The sequence below is a fragment of the Guptibacillus sedimenti genome (assembly GCF_028610665.1).
Taxonomy (GTDB): domain Bacteria; phylum Bacillota; class Bacilli; order Bacillales; family Guptibacillaceae; genus Guptibacillus; species Guptibacillus sedimenti.
In genome coordinates this window covers 118,416-131,989 of sequence record NZ_JAQQWV010000002.1, presented here as the reverse complement: position 1 = coordinate 131,989, position 13,574 = coordinate 118,416, and the positions used below count along the sequence as shown (strand labels likewise).

Sequence of the window (13,574 nt, the reverse complement as noted above, 5' to 3'; positions counted from 1 at the left end):
CAGATAAAAGGAGCCTATCACTACAGATAAGCTCCCTGATACTGGAAGAATTGGTTTCGAAATATATTGAAGCAAATCTCAAACTAATGCACTCGTTAGTTCATGAAAGTTATCCTTCTTTATAATCAATAGTTTCCTTAAGATATTTAGCATTATTTTTATCAAGTTTATAATATTCTACTTGGTCCCAGCCTTCTCCACTACGCTCACCGATAATAGCACCATCATTTGTGAACCATACTCTAGAGTCAATTAAACAAACCGATTGTCTCGGACTTATTAACTTATAATAAATATCTGGATTTTCTTTATCTATATTTACATTCTTTATCTTCTCTTTACCTAAATAAATCATTAGTAAATTATCTATAATGGCTTGGTTTTCCGTATCTTTAAAAACATTGAGATAATCAATTTGACTTGGATTATCGCTGTCTTGATAACCAATTCTGATTTCCCTGGAAGCCTCATTATTGTTTATATTACCAGTAAAATAACCACCGACAAAAATAATTAAAGCAACAGCTATAACACCAGTTATTTTCATCAGCTTCATAAAATACGCCCTCCTTAATCAAATTCATTTTTAAAGTAACCTAAACTTACTCCGTTCGCACAATAAGCGATAGCCTCTGTACAGCTATCGCTCCGAGATAATGGAGCAAGACTTAATTTGAAAGACACACACCAAGCAATTAGTATCTTTGTTAGAAATATTTACCCATTGTAACCTTCTATAAAGATTAGGAATTTTGCTATCGCAATTCCTAATAAAGAAATGAAAAAGCAGAGGAGTAATATGAATAGTATGGCTCCCGCAATTCCTTTAATAGAACAATAGATGCAACCCAAAGCCATTGGGGTAGCAATAACATACATTAAACTGACTTTTCTTACGAAAAACCTCAGTATTACACTAATTATTAGCGCTATTAAACCAATATTAAACACATTAATTACTATGGTAATATCCACCATGAAAACTTCACTCCTGAGGAACAAAAATTAAGCTATATTAGTTCTACACACCTTGGTTGAATAAGAAGAAAAACAATATCTCAAACTGTCCTTCTCCAAGTCATTAAACTGCTCTAAATACTTACAGAGCGCTCACCTTTTATTGTGCAATCGCTCCGAGATGCTGAAGTACATAGTGTTAGATAAAATAATTAATACTACGAGACACTAGAAAATAAAAAGCAACAATACCTAAAACTAAATTAACTAAAGCTAATTTCTTATCACCTTTTTTGAAACTTATGGTAAAGCCATAAAGACATCTAACCATCCAAAAAGCTAACAAAAACAACCAACCAAAATGGTCATTTCTATAATTTTCATCGAAAAACATTTGTATCGCACCTATGACTAAAAGAATAAGGATGATGTTAATTAATATCTTTGGAGCCTTATTTAAGTTTTCTTTCTTCATATTAAACCACCCAATTTACTAAAATATCTCGAATTAAAGTCTTCAACAATGCTGCGCACACAAACCTCTAATACCAATTATTTCAAACCTACCTACATAACTCAATCTTTTATATCAAATTTAAAGGAGCTTATCCTATTGCAGATAAGCTCCGATTTAACTGAAAAGCGTATTGGAAGTTTTAAGCCTCCTTGGGAAACAAGTAAGAAATCAATAATAAAATTATACCAATCGCAAAACCTGTCCAAGTTATAGCATTAATTGTGTTGTATTCTAAATCCTGAGCTATTCCTGATACGAACACTACTAATCTTATAACGACAGAGAGCATTACAATTCCAAATGCAATCCACTGAATGATATTTCGTTTGCTGTAATCCTTACTTTTCATAAGTTAATCCTTTCAATAAGCATAAATTCACAATCCTACCTCACCCCTACATTGGAAACTTGCTTTTTATTACACAAAAGCTCCGATTTTCTTGAATACTAAAAATGTATTGATTTCAAACATCTCAACTTTTTGCGTTCCGAAGTTATTCATCTTTAAAATAATCATAATCAATTGCTTTCACTACAAAAGTGTGATTAATATCTACACCTACATTGTGGGCAACCATTAGCTTTGATAGTTCTATTCCATCAATCAGTATAATCTTTTTAGATTCTAAACGTTCCGCATATTTTTTTGCACCTTCTGTAAAATAAGATGTTGTAATGAAGACACCTTTTCTAGCACCTTTCCCATCTAATGCACCAGAAAAGCTTTGAACAACGTCACGACCAACAGAGTTGTTGGCTGCATATCTCTTTGCTTGAACATAGATATTATCTAATCCTAGCTTATCTTCTTTAATTACTCCATCCAAACCTTCATCATTTGTCCTCTGGGTTACTTGCCCATCTCCATATCCCATTTCAGTTAATAACTCTACAACTATATCCTCAAATTTTACCCAATGGACATTTCTTAATTGCTTCAATAGATTATCAGCTAATTCATTGGTTAAGTCAGTTAACTTTTCTTTGACAATTGTTAATGGGTCTACTACTTTCTCTAATTCCTCGATTTCTTCCTTAATCTCACTGCTACTCTCGTTAAGTAATTCTTTGCCTTCGTTAGTAATTTTGTATGTAAGTTTGTTTACTTCTTCGATGTAATTTTCCTTTTTTAAACTATATCTAACACTTCGAACTCTAGATAGAAATATGATATCTGAAGTATTTTCATACTTCATCAAGCGTTGCTCTTCACCTAATTTAAAGTATTCTACTAACTCCTCTGTAATTTCACTAGCAGAATATGCTTCTCCATCTTTGATAATTTCTAAATAAGGAATCATCATTTCTCCAGTAGAAGGAATTGTACCTTTGATTTTTTCATCAAATTCATTATGTATTGGATCCTGCCTATATTTTTCAATTAATCTCAGTTCTTCCTTCTCATTTTTAGGTATACCCTCTATATCAATTATCTTTTTAATTTCTGGAATAGTTAAGCCAGCTTCATTCATCTTTTTTAAAAACATCATAATCCTTAATGACTCTGAAGTGTACATAACCTTATTTTTGCTAGTAACAGTTGGGATACAATCTTTAAAATGCTTTACCCACCTCCTACCGTTTGCCTCTGACCAACCAACTATCTCTGACATCTTAGTTTTAGTTAATAATTCATTATTCACTATTCTTCCATCCTTCGAATACTTTTTATTAGATCATCTGGTATTACAAATAGACTTAATAAATTTTTCATAAATCAATATTAACATATACTCCCAACTATCTTATTTAAATAAAACAAGCTAAGCTCGGCACGCCTTGTATTAACATGCCATTAATTTAAGCGATCTCCTGGTAAAGCTCCATTTTCTGGATGACTCCAAATCAAGTACGTAATCTGAAACATTCCTCAATTATAGAATTCCATATGCGTTTTTCATTTTTAAAGAAGGACCTTATTAAAACATCGCCTACACATATGTAATACCAATCATTTCAAATTAGTGCAAACAACTTAATCTTTTCTTTTACACTAAAAAGAAGCCTATCTTATTAAAGATAAGCTCCGAGATAACAGAAGACTCGATATCGAGATGTTTCTTAATTAAAGGCACCCGTTTGTTTAATATCAATTAAAATTAATTATTCATAAAAACAAACGACTCTTTGTTTAGTTCACTACTCCCAGAAGCCCTTCTCTCGCCTTCATTATCCACTTGTTTTGTTTTCTTCTTACCTGAATAAATCCCAATCTTCTGCTGTTGAATGTCTATGATGCTCTTTACAACTGCTTGTATCGAAAAAATGAGAAGAACATATAAAACAAGAACCGGTACAATCAGCCAATATCGCTCAGTCATGATACCCATACGCATGGTTTCAAACATTCCAGTCCATTCGTAAGTTAATGACTGTGAAGCCACACCGCCACTCCTTACCCCTCCTCCTAAAAGTATTCTAAACACACTTAAATGCATTAGAACTTGAAGTGCTTGAATCATTTGTTGTCCAAAAAGGTGGACTAGCTTCGGAAAGAGATGAACTGTTATATGTTGAAATAAGAGTCTACTTTTACTTCCGCCTAATAAAATGGCTGCTTGTGCAAAGTCTCTTCTCAAGATTTCTTCAGCTTCACGACCAATTGTATTTAATACAACAGGGATAGCAAATAAAACGAGAATGCTAACTTCCAATATGATATTAGACGTCATAACAGATTCAGCAAAAAGTCTTTGGTCTTCATCAAAAATCAAAACATTTACTAACAAAATATACGCAATGAGAGAAAGAGGGAGGAATTGCATCCCATCAGCAATGTTATTAATAACTTTTTTAGATCGATTTCCTAACCAAAAAAGATAAGGTATTGAGAGCGCGTACCCAATAAAAATTCGTAAAAACGCAATCAATGCAGTAAGAAGAATGGTGTACTTCGCACCAACGATTAACTTACTTAAAATAGGATGACCATGCGTATCTGACCCTAACAGTAATACTCCGTCACCCGGCGGATGAGGCGGGTCATGATAAGTCCCTTGTTCACCTTGGATTATTCCAATGGTACTCACTGGAACTTCTGCAATATAGCTATACATAAAGCTTGTGATTGTGATCCCTAACAGATAGATCAGTGCTATTACAAACTTAGGCTTTTTACACAGAGATACAAAAAAACGTCCCATTTTGTTTATTAATGAAAAAATATGTATACCACGATTGGCTAGGCTTTTAGAATTCGTGGAGAATAGTTTCATACCACTCATGGAAACTCTTGAATCATTAAACTCCTCAGCTTGTTTCACATTGAAAATCCATTCTAGAACACTATAAATGATATAAAATGGTGTAAAAATTAGAATGAGAGTAATCGCTATGATAAACGGTCGAGTATCAAAAAAGATTAATCGAACGATACCATAGAAGTTATGTAAATACTCTATAACCAACAAGCTGGATAGTGTGATCCACACGATTGGCTTCGATTGAATCACCAGACTTATTTTAATATTCCTTAAGCAGTGCCATATCAAAACATGCATTCGACTAAACCCTTTACTTCTTACGTACTGAACATAATCTTTCTTCCATTCTTCCTCTAACAAAAGCAAAAATGCCCGATAAAATAAGACTGTCGGTAAGATACATAAAGATAAAATGGGAGACAAATAGATTTTCTCACCTAGATAAGCAAATTCAAACAGTAAAATATCAAAAGTCTTATAAATCCAGACTACAAGCATTTGCAGTAAAAAAATAAAAAGAATGTCAGGTAACGCTTCCAAACCATTTAACACAGTATGAATGGCATGTTTCATCTTATGAGGGAAACCAAAAGTTGATAGGGCAAACATCATTCCAAGAACAATAGCAATCACTAATGCAGCAAAAAGAATCGTCATGGAATAAAGGTAGTTGTCGAATATATAGGAAAACAACGGCTTCTCTACTAATTGGTGACCGACATATTGTTGAAAGTGCCAATTAGAAGGAGTAATGATTGAAAGGATGACGTCCCATAGATTATAAACGTAGAGACTTATATTCAGTTCAAATCCATCTGTAAAAAAAACAGTCATACAACTAATAAATATGATCCCTACAATGCCTACTATGTACTTGTAGAACACTTCAAATAACTTCATTTCCCACCACCTTAAAACCACTCAACTTTGAATTTATCAGTTAAATATTCCTATATATTGTATACGTCTGACAATTAAAAAAGTTTCATTCTATAATAAAGTGGTTTATTTAGATGTATAAAATATGGATTTCTACTTAACGGTTACGAGAAATTATTCACACGTAAGTATAACGCTTATCTTGAATTCAAGTCTTCCATTAAACTGCCCGATTACGGAACACTACTAACCCCTCATTTCAAATAATACATCCTAGCCATTTCCCCTTCATGCTTTTCTCCACTTCCAATCAGAAATTCTTTTCCTCTTTGAAAACCAATCTTCTCAAGAAGACGGGCAGAACCTCTATTTTCAATAAGACAGCACGTTTCAAAGCTTTTAAACCCTAGCTCATATCTACCAAAGTCTACGGCTTGTTCAGCAGCTTGTGTTCCAATCCCTTTCTTCCAAAAAGGAGGAGCCACCCAATAATCGATTGCGCCGATATCACCTTGTTCACGTCTAACGGAAATGCTTCCAGCGAATTCGCCATCAGCTATGATGGCAAAGGGGTAGTGGTTTTCTCCCTGATGTTCTTCCGAAACCATCTCATACCATTCTCTTGCCCCATTTGTTGGGTAAGGTTCTGGTACATTAGTCATTCTAGAGACACCTTCTATGGATAAGTAATGTTGAATAAGTGGAAGATCCTCTTCTATTATCAGTCGAAGAGTTACATTCATTTACTCATCTCCCTTCACAATGTGGTTTAGTAAGACCTTTTCTTTTGAAACATCATATCGCTAAATGCAATACCCGCTGCTAGCCCAAAGGAAGTAAACAATTGATACCCGTTAATACTGGAGGAAGTGAGTAATGAAACGAACACGTGAATGGCGCTTAGTCCGGCAAACCATTTGATGAACGTACCGACTCGCTCCTTCCTTTCGTACTTGTGAAGCATTCTCGTATTCCAGGCTGCTGTAAGAATAAAGTACAGAATGGACAGAAAAAAGTAAGCTAAACACCCAATAATTACTTCTGTTGCATAAGGATAAGTATCATTCCAATACACAGTGTAAGCCATTACACCTAAACTCATTAGCATAAAACTAAATAATACCACTGACAGTCGATTTGCTTTTTTCATTCAAACACCTCTTTCAGCTCAGCATCTATTTCCATTTTTTCACTTCAGGTAGATTTTGTCATCTGTTTTTGAAAATGATTCTCCAGTCAACGCAAAAAAAAGCTAAAGATAATAACACCTTCAGCTTTTTAAACCATTACAATTTATCGAAAAACGTCCCATTCAACAGCAGCACGATGTCTCCAAGAGCACCGATGCAGAAGAAAATAAAGTAGTAGCTTGCTTTTGATATAGTTTTGTTAAAAAGCTCTTGAAACGCTTGAATAAACACCTGCTCAAACTTAAACCAACTTAAAATCCACCCAATAAGTAAAAAGCTAACGATTGTCATAATCTACCTCCCCCTACACATACCGACACAGTTATACCTTTCACTCTATCATACGTCTAAAAGCGTTTAATCTCTAAAAAAAAAGCCGTTCAATCAAACGTGGCGTGCTTGATTGAACGGCTTTCTAATACTATTCTTTTTGATCTGTAATTAACATATGCCCTGGCGCATGCGTGATCATAATCTCTGGTTTAACGTTTAAGCCAACATACTGAGGGGTTACCCCGCACGCCCAGAACACAGGGATGCGTTCTTCTTCATCAAAAGGAGGAAATTCTCCGTAGTCTGGTTTTTCAATGTCCTGAATGCCAATCTCAGATGGGTGCCCAACGTGGATCGGAGCACCGTGCGCGTGTGGGAACTTTGATGTAATGGCAATGGTCTGATCAAGCTCTTCTTTCCGAATCGCTCTCATGCTGACGACCATATTCCCGTTAAACTGACCCGCTTCTTCGCACGGAATATTTGTTTGATACATTGGCACAACGAGATCCATTTCCTGGTGAAGTAGACTAATGCCGCGTTCCACAAGCGCTTTTTCAAAAGTAAAACTACATCCTAATAGAAACGTGACATAGTCCTCTTGCCAGACGTCCTTAAGGTCAAGCGTCTCCTTCTCTAACTCCCCGTTTTTGTAAATGCGGTATTTCGGAAGATCTGTTCGAATGTCTGCATCCGCAATGCGAGGGTTAACCTGACCTGCTTCAAGGACATCAACGATCGGACACGGCTTCGGATTTCGCTGACAAAATAGGAGAAACTCGAAAGCGTATTTTGAGGGAAGAGTAATCATATTCGCCTGCAAATAGCCATCACATACGCCTGATGTTGTCCCGGTCTCAAGATTGTCGCGATACTTTCGTCGCTGTGTTTGAGGGGTTACCATTACACCATCTCCTTAAGTTCATAGATTTCTAGAAACTTTGTATTAAAATCGCCTTCTACAAACTTCTCGTGATGAAATAATCTCTGATGGAATGGAATGGTTGTTTTCACGCCTTCGATCTTAAATTCATTGAGCGCTCGCTTCATCCGCTGCATGGCTTCTGTTCGAGTTGCGCCGTATGTAATCAGCTTCGCTACCATCGAGTCATAAAATGGCGGGATGACATAACCAGGATAAACGGCCGAATCCACTCGAACACCAAAGCCACCTGGCGGGAGATACGTTTCGACCTTACCGGGAGAAGGCATAAAGCCGTTATCCGGATCTTCTGCGTTAATGCGACATTCGATCGCCCATCCGCTCATCTCCACTTCATCTTGCGTAAGGGATAGTCGTTCGCCGTCAGCTAGTTTAATCTGTTCTTTAATTAAATCAACACCCGTGACCATTTCAGTGACAGGATGCTCTACCTGAATGCGCGTATTCATTTCCATAAAATAATAGTTTCCATCCTGGTCATAGATAAATTCGACTGTTCCAGCGCCGGCATAATTAACGGCCTTCGCTGCTCGAACAGCGGCTTCTCCCATTTCCGATCGAATCGATTTTGTTAGGGCAGGAGATGGGGTTTCCTCGACAAGCTTCTGCATCCGTCTTTGAATCGAGCAGTCGCGTTCCCCGAGATGAATGACGTTGCCATAAAGATCCGCGAGAACTTGAATTTCAATATGACGAAAGTCTTCAATGAACTTTTCCATATACACTCCAGGATTACCGAATGCCTTTTCTGCTTCCTGTTGGGTCATGTTAATCGCTTTGATTAATTCTTCTTCTTCTCTGACAACGCGAATCCCTTTACCGCCACCGCCGGCTGTTGCTTTAATAATGACAGGGAATCCCATTTCATTTGCCAGTTCAAGCGCTTCTTCCTTACTTGAAATAATGCCATTCGAACCTGGAACGACCGGAACGTTCGCATCTTGCATTGTCTTTCTCGCCACATCCTTGATTCCCATTTGACGAATGGATTCTTTGCTTGGACCGATAAAAGCAATGTTACAGTCCTCACACATCTCCGCAAAGTCCGCATTTTCAGCAAGAAAACCATAGCCAGGATGAATGGCATCCACGCCACTATTTGTAGCAACCGTCATGATATTCCCTACGTTTAAATAGCTATCACTAGACGAAGTAGGACCGATACAATAACGTTCATCCGCTAATTGCACATGCAAGGCATCACGATCCGCTTCAGAATAAACGGCGACAGCGGTTAAATCCAGCTCATGACAGGCGCGAATAATACGTACAGCAATTTCACCGCGATTTGCGATTAGTACTTTTTTGATTCCCATCTGATTCCCTCCTATGCTGGTTTTACAGTAAAGAGCGGCTGGCCAAATTCAACAAGATCTCCGTTTTCCACTAAAATTTCAGTGATTTCACCGTTCACATCTGCGTGCACATCATTAAACATTTTCATTGCTTCAAGACAACAAACGACCGTTTCTTCCTTCACCGCATCTCCTACTTCAATAAAGGCTGGATCATCCGGAGAAGGAGATGAATAGAACATACCAACCATAGGGGCTTTCACCGTATGCGTTTCCGGTGTTTCTTGCGGCTCTGCCTCAGGAGTAGGAGTTAGATCCTCCTGTCCTCGCTCTGCAACAGCGGTTGGAACCTGCGCTTTCGCTTCCTGAGGATCGCTTTTCTCACCTTCCGGATTCTGATTTTTCACCTTAACGACAAAGCTATCGTGCTCGTAATGGACTTCATCAACTGTTGACCCATCGACATATTTAATAATCTCAATGATTTCTTTTGAACTTAACATGCTGTGTCCTCCCTTTATCTCACAGATACTTTTTCTAACGTTCGAAGAAAACGATCATTCGTTTCAAACACTTCCTGTGCTTGTTCCACGGTTACTTCACGAAAGTGGATCGTACAGCCTGGCATCGCTTGCGCTAAGTATGGAATATCGCTTGAAATCACCGTGGCAATGCGCGTATAACCGCCTGTTGTTTGCCGGTCTGACATCAAAATAATCGGATCGCCATTCGCCGGAACCTGAATCCCGCCAAGCGGAATCGCTTCCGAAATAATATCAGCAGACGTTGCGTGCTCCACCTTCTCCCCTTTTAAGCGAAAGCCCATTCGATCGGACTGAGGGGTTACCTCATATGGAGTTGAAAGGAATGTTTGAATCCCCGCTTCCGTAAAAGCAGACTGGTGCGGTCCAAGTACGACTCTGACGGTTAACTCCTTTTTATAAGACGGGACTTCATCTGGATGAAGTGCACGTCCACTAATTCCTTTGATCTTTCCAGAAGTTTGAAGCATATCGCCTTTTACAAGTGCTCGTCCTTCGACGCCACCAATTCCAGCTTTCAAATAGGTCGACTTACTTCCCATCACAAGCGGTACATCATAACCACCTGCAATACTAATATACGAACGAGCACCAGCGAGAGGCTGACCAAACTCCAGGAGATCGCCTTCTTTAACAGTGAAACTTTTCCACATCGGTGCTTTTTCTCCGTTCACTTTCGGTGAGAGATTGCCACCGCAAATGGCAATAACCGCATCATCAAGCACATCGAAAGCTGGCCCCATAACCGTAATTTCAAGAACGGCTTCATCGCCTTTGTTTCCTACGAGGAAGTTCGCTACATTCATTGAAAAAGGATCCATTGCACCGGATACGACAATTCCGTATTGTTGGTACCCTTTTCTTCCACTATCCTGGATTGTCGAAAGCAACCCAGATTTTCGAACTTTAAAAATCGGTTTAGACATTGGCGTTCACTCCAACCCGTTGGATACGAATACCTTCATTCATAAGGCGCTCCCTTAACTGTTGGACAAACTTCAGGGCTTCAGGCTCATCTCCATGCACACAAATCGTATCGGCTTGAATGACAATGTCTTCCCCATTTACGGCTTTCACCTGCTGCTCATGAATCATGCGAATCACACGCTCAACCGCTTGATCGGCATTGTGGATCATGGCGTTTTGTTCAGACCTTGGTGTGAGGGTACCGTCAGGCTGATACGTGCGATCTGCGAAAACTTCCTGAGCAACCGTTAGTCCACGCTCTCGCCCTGCCTTAATTAATTCACTCCCCGCTAAACCATATAAAACTAACTCTGAATCCACTGCATAGACAGCGTTTGCAATCGCATTTGCAATGGCTGGATCTTTCGCTGCCACATTATAAAGAGCTCCGTGCGGTTTCACGTGGTGGACTTTTGTTTGGTGAACATTCGCTATACCCTGGATCGCTCCAATCTGATAAGCAACAAGGTTAAACACCTCATTAGAAGATAGCTTCATCTCACGCCTGCCGAATCCTCCGAGGTCAGGAAATCCCGGATGTGCACCAATGCTAACGCCAAGCTCTTTCGCTAGTGCCACTGTCTTCATCATGACATTGTGGTCGCCTGCATGATAACCGCAGGCAATGTTCGCTGATGAAATAAATTCGAGTACATTCTCATCGTTTCCAATCTTGTAAGCTCCAAAGCTTTCTCCTAAGTCGCTATTTACATCAACCGACTTCATGAACACTCACCTTCTTTTCTTCGGTTTCGACTACATACTCTCCACGTTTGATCGATTCTTTTATGTTTAAAAACTCTTCTTTACTAATTGGAGCAAACCGCAAATAATGTCCTGACTCGAGCAAAATCGGTCGCTCTCCTGTTGGGTCATATAGTTTCACAGGGGTTTGCCCAATAAGCTGCCAGCCACCTGGTGATTCTAGCGGATAAACCCCCGTTTGAGCTCCAGCAATACCAACAGATCCAGGCTCTATCTCAGCACGTGGATTTTCACGTCTTGGCGTTGCGATTTCTTCTGACATCCCTCCTAAATAAGGAAACCCGGGAACAAAGCCCATCATGTAAATGAGGTAATCTTTATTTGCGTGAATCGAGATCACTTCTTCTTTACTCAATCCATTATGCTCCGCTACAAACTCTAAATCGGATCCTACTTCATCCCCATAATAGGTTGGGATGATATAAACAAGAGAAGCAGATTCTGCTTCTCTTCCATGTTGTTGTTCGTCTAACTCTTCTAGCTTTTGTTTTAATGCGTTGAAAGAAATTTTATTCGGAAGATAATAAATGGTTAACGTGGTATACGCTGGTACCCATTCCACAACACCGTCAATCGGATGCTTCGCTAACTCATCGGCAAACATTCTAATCTTTTGATTCGTTTCTTCTGAAATCTCGGTGCCAAATACAAGCTGAATGCCTGTATCCCCAAGAGGATAATATTCAAAACTCACACGTATTCCTCCTAACCATTAAGAAAAAAGCTGTGGTACTTTATCAATAAGCGTCACGATGGCGAGATAGGCAGTAATAAGGAAGACAAACCCGCCAAAGATCGTGAGCCATAGTGGGTGTTTGTAGTCTCCGACAATGGATTTCTTATACGCCGCTACAAGAAGCGTTCCAAGAGCAACGGGCAAAATCAATCCATTAAAAGCTCCGGCAAGGATTAATAACAGAACCGGCTTACCGATAAACGCGAAAACGATTGTTGATACGGCGATAAAACCGATCGTTACACCAGAATGATGACGATCCACTTTTTTGGATAACGTTCTAAGGAACGAAACGGATGTATACGCCGCACCAACGACTGACGTAATTCCTGCTGCCCAAAGTACAACACCAAACATTTTATAGCCGACAGCTCCAGCTGCTTGTTGGAAAACAGATGCTGGTGGGTTGGCTGGGTCTAGTTTAAACCCTGTGGCGACAACACCTAACACAGCTAGGAATAAAAACACGCGCATGATCGACGCAATTAAAATGCCTGAAACCGAGCTCTTCGTTACCTGGTGTAAATTTTCTTTCCCCGAAATACCTGCATCAAGTAAGCGGTGCCCACCAGCAAACGTGATATAGCCACCTACAGTTCCACCTACGAGTGTAATAATCGCAAAAACATCGATTTTATCTGGCGCGAACGTATGAACAATCGCATCACCAACTGGTGGGTTACTTTGAAAAGCAACGTACAATGTAAGAAGAATCATGATCCCACCAAGGATTCGTGCGATTTTATCCATCGCTACTCCGGCTTCTTTTGAAAGGAAGATCCCAATTGTAATGACTCCTGTAATCGCTGCACCTATGCGTGGATCAATGCCGAAGAGCACGTTCATACCAAGCCCAGCCCCACCGACATTCCCAATGTTAAAAGCTAGTCCGCCAAGTGCTACTGCGAACGCGAGAAAGTATCCAAGACCAGGGACAACCATGTTCGCGATGTCCTGTCCTTTTCTCTTAGAGACGGCAATAATACGCCAGATATTCGCTTGTACCCCAATATCTAAAATAATTGACATTAAAATAACAAATCCGAAGCTTGCGAGTAGCTGCTCAGTAAAGACAGCCGTTTGTGTTAAAAAGCCTGGTCCGATTGCAGATGAGCCCATTAAGAATGCGGCACCGAGGATAACGCCCCACTTGCTTTTCGTTGGGCCGCCTTCTAACTCTGTTGGCTTTTGCTTTTCAATACCCATCAAATTCCCCCTTTTTCTATATGATTCATTCTTTGCTTGAATCGATGCGTTTTTTCTCTTACCTCTACGATATCACGTAATTTTCAGATAATTTTATAAGAT

At 39.2% G+C, this 13,574-nt stretch carries 14 protein-coding genes; all 14 read right to left on the bottom strand.

Going from position 1 to position 13,574, the window contains the following annotated elements; all coding sequences use genetic code 11:
* Positions 1–109 precede the first annotated feature (109 nt).
* Entirely contained in the window at positions 110–556 is a 447-nt protein-coding gene (locus PQ578_RS08875; protein ID WP_273833619.1) for a hypothetical protein, read from the bottom strand.
* A gap of 600 nt (positions 557–1,156) precedes the next feature.
* Positions 1,157–1,432, bottom strand: a complete 276-nt coding sequence (locus PQ578_RS08870; protein WP_224882882.1) for a hypothetical protein — start codon at positions 1,430–1,432, stop codon at positions 1,157–1,159.
* A gap of 536 nt (positions 1,433–1,968) precedes the next feature.
* Positions 1,969–3,117: a restriction endonuclease gene (locus PQ578_RS08865; protein WP_273833613.1), complete on the bottom strand. Its 1,149-nt coding sequence runs from the start codon at positions 3,115–3,117 to the stop codon at positions 1,969–1,971.
* Between the two features lie 456 nt (positions 3,118–3,573).
* Positions 3,574–5,577, bottom strand: a complete 2,004-nt coding sequence (locus PQ578_RS08860) for a hypothetical protein (protein WP_273833612.1) — start codon at positions 5,575–5,577, stop codon at positions 3,574–3,576.
* 233 nt (positions 5,578–5,810) lie between these two features.
* Positions 5,811–6,299: a GNAT family N-acetyltransferase gene (locus PQ578_RS08855; protein WP_273833610.1), complete on the bottom strand. Its 489-nt coding sequence runs from the start codon at positions 6,297–6,299 to the stop codon at positions 5,811–5,813.
* A gap of 26 nt (positions 6,300–6,325) precedes the next feature.
* Positions 6,326–6,706 (bottom strand): Asp23/Gls24 family envelope stress response protein, encoded by a 381-nt coding sequence (locus PQ578_RS08850; RefSeq protein WP_273833608.1) that lies wholly within the window; start codon positions 6,704–6,706, stop codon positions 6,326–6,328.
* A gap of 136 nt (positions 6,707–6,842) precedes the next feature.
* Complete coding sequence (locus tag PQ578_RS08845) at positions 6,843–7,037, bottom strand: hypothetical protein (RefSeq protein WP_273833606.1); 195 nt, start codon at positions 7,035–7,037, stop codon at positions 6,843–6,845.
* Positions 7,038–7,167: 130 nt separating this feature from the next.
* Positions 7,168–7,923 carry a putative hydro-lyase gene (locus PQ578_RS08840; protein ID WP_273833604.1) on the bottom strand — a complete coding sequence of 252 codons (756 nt, stop codon included), beginning with the start codon at positions 7,921–7,923 and terminating at the stop codon, positions 7,168–7,170.
* Entirely contained in the window at positions 7,923–9,278 is a 1,356-nt protein-coding gene (accC, locus tag PQ578_RS08835) for an acetyl-CoA carboxylase biotin carboxylase subunit (RefSeq protein ID WP_273833602.1), read from the bottom strand. The genes PQ578_RS08840 and accC overlap by 1 nt, the downstream gene beginning before the upstream one ends.
* An 11-nt stretch (positions 9,279–9,289) precedes the next feature.
* Complete coding sequence (gene accB / locus PQ578_RS08830) at positions 9,290–9,760, bottom strand: acetyl-CoA carboxylase biotin carboxyl carrier protein (protein ID WP_273833600.1); 471 nt, start codon at positions 9,758–9,760, stop codon at positions 9,290–9,292.
* A 14-nt stretch (positions 9,761–9,774) separates the two neighbouring features.
* Positions 9,775–10,725 carry a 5-oxoprolinase subunit C family protein gene (locus PQ578_RS08825; RefSeq protein ID WP_273833598.1) on the bottom strand — a complete coding sequence of 317 codons (951 nt, stop codon included), beginning with the start codon at positions 10,723–10,725 and terminating at the stop codon, positions 9,775–9,777.
* The gene (locus PQ578_RS08820; protein ID WP_273833596.1) at positions 10,718–11,491 is read right to left on the bottom strand and encodes a LamB/YcsF family protein; all 774 of its coding nucleotides are present in this window, start codon (positions 11,489–11,491) and stop codon (positions 10,718–10,720) included. The genes PQ578_RS08825 and PQ578_RS08820 overlap by 8 nt, the downstream gene beginning before the upstream one ends.
* Complete coding sequence (pxpB, locus tag PQ578_RS08815; protein ID WP_273833592.1) at positions 11,478–12,224, bottom strand: 5-oxoprolinase subunit PxpB; 747 nt, start codon at positions 12,222–12,224, stop codon at positions 11,478–11,480. The genes PQ578_RS08820 and pxpB overlap by 14 nt, the downstream gene beginning before the upstream one ends.
* An 18-nt stretch (positions 12,225–12,242) precedes the next feature.
* A complete protein-coding gene (locus PQ578_RS08810; RefSeq protein ID WP_273833590.1) occupies positions 12,243–13,472 on the bottom strand; it encodes an NRAMP family divalent metal transporter in 1,230 nt (409 codons plus the stop codon).
* Between the last annotated feature and the right edge of the window lie 102 nt (positions 13,473–13,574).

Bases quoted from the DNA above. Each gene is read 5' to 3' on its own strand.
- PQ578_RS08840 (WP_273833604.1), bottom strand. From the start codon at position 7,923: ATGGTAACCCCTCAAACACAGCGACGAAAGTATCGCGACAATCTTGAG.
- PQ578_RS08860 (WP_273833612.1), bottom strand. From the start codon at position 5,577: ATGAAGTTATTTGAAGTGTTCTACAAGTACATAGTAGGCATTGTAGGG.
- PQ578_RS08875 (WP_273833619.1), bottom strand. From the start codon at position 556: ATGAAGCTGATGAAAATAACTGGTGTTATAGCTGTTGCTTTAATTATT.
- accC (WP_273833602.1), bottom strand. From the start codon at position 9,278: ATGGGAATCAAAAAAGTACTAATCGCAAATCGCGGTGAAATTGCTGTA.
- PQ578_RS08855 (WP_273833610.1), bottom strand. From the start codon at position 6,299: ATGAATGTAACTCTTCGACTGATAATAGAAGAGGATCTTCCACTTATT.
- PQ578_RS08820 (WP_273833596.1), bottom strand. From the start codon at position 11,491: ATGAAGTCGGTTGATGTAAATAGCGACTTAGGAGAAAGCTTTGGAGCT.
- PQ578_RS08845 (WP_273833606.1), bottom strand. From the start codon at position 7,037: ATGACAATCGTTAGCTTTTTACTTATTGGGTGGATTTTAAGTTGGTTT.
- PQ578_RS08825 (WP_273833598.1), bottom strand. From the start codon at position 10,725: ATGTCTAAACCGATTTTTAAAGTTCGAAAATCTGGGTTGCTTTCGACA.
- accB (WP_273833600.1), bottom strand. From the start codon at position 9,760: ATGTTAAGTTCAAAAGAAATCATTGAGATTATTAAATATGTCGATGGG.
- PQ578_RS08870 (WP_224882882.1), bottom strand. From the start codon at position 1,432: ATGAAGAAAGAAAACTTAAATAAGGCTCCAAAGATATTAATTAACATC.
- PQ578_RS08810 (WP_273833590.1), bottom strand. From the start codon at position 13,472: ATGGGTATTGAAAAGCAAAAGCCAACAGAGTTAGAAGGCGGCCCAACG.
- PQ578_RS08850 (WP_273833608.1), bottom strand. From the start codon at position 6,706: ATGAAAAAAGCAAATCGACTGTCAGTGGTATTATTTAGTTTTATGCTA.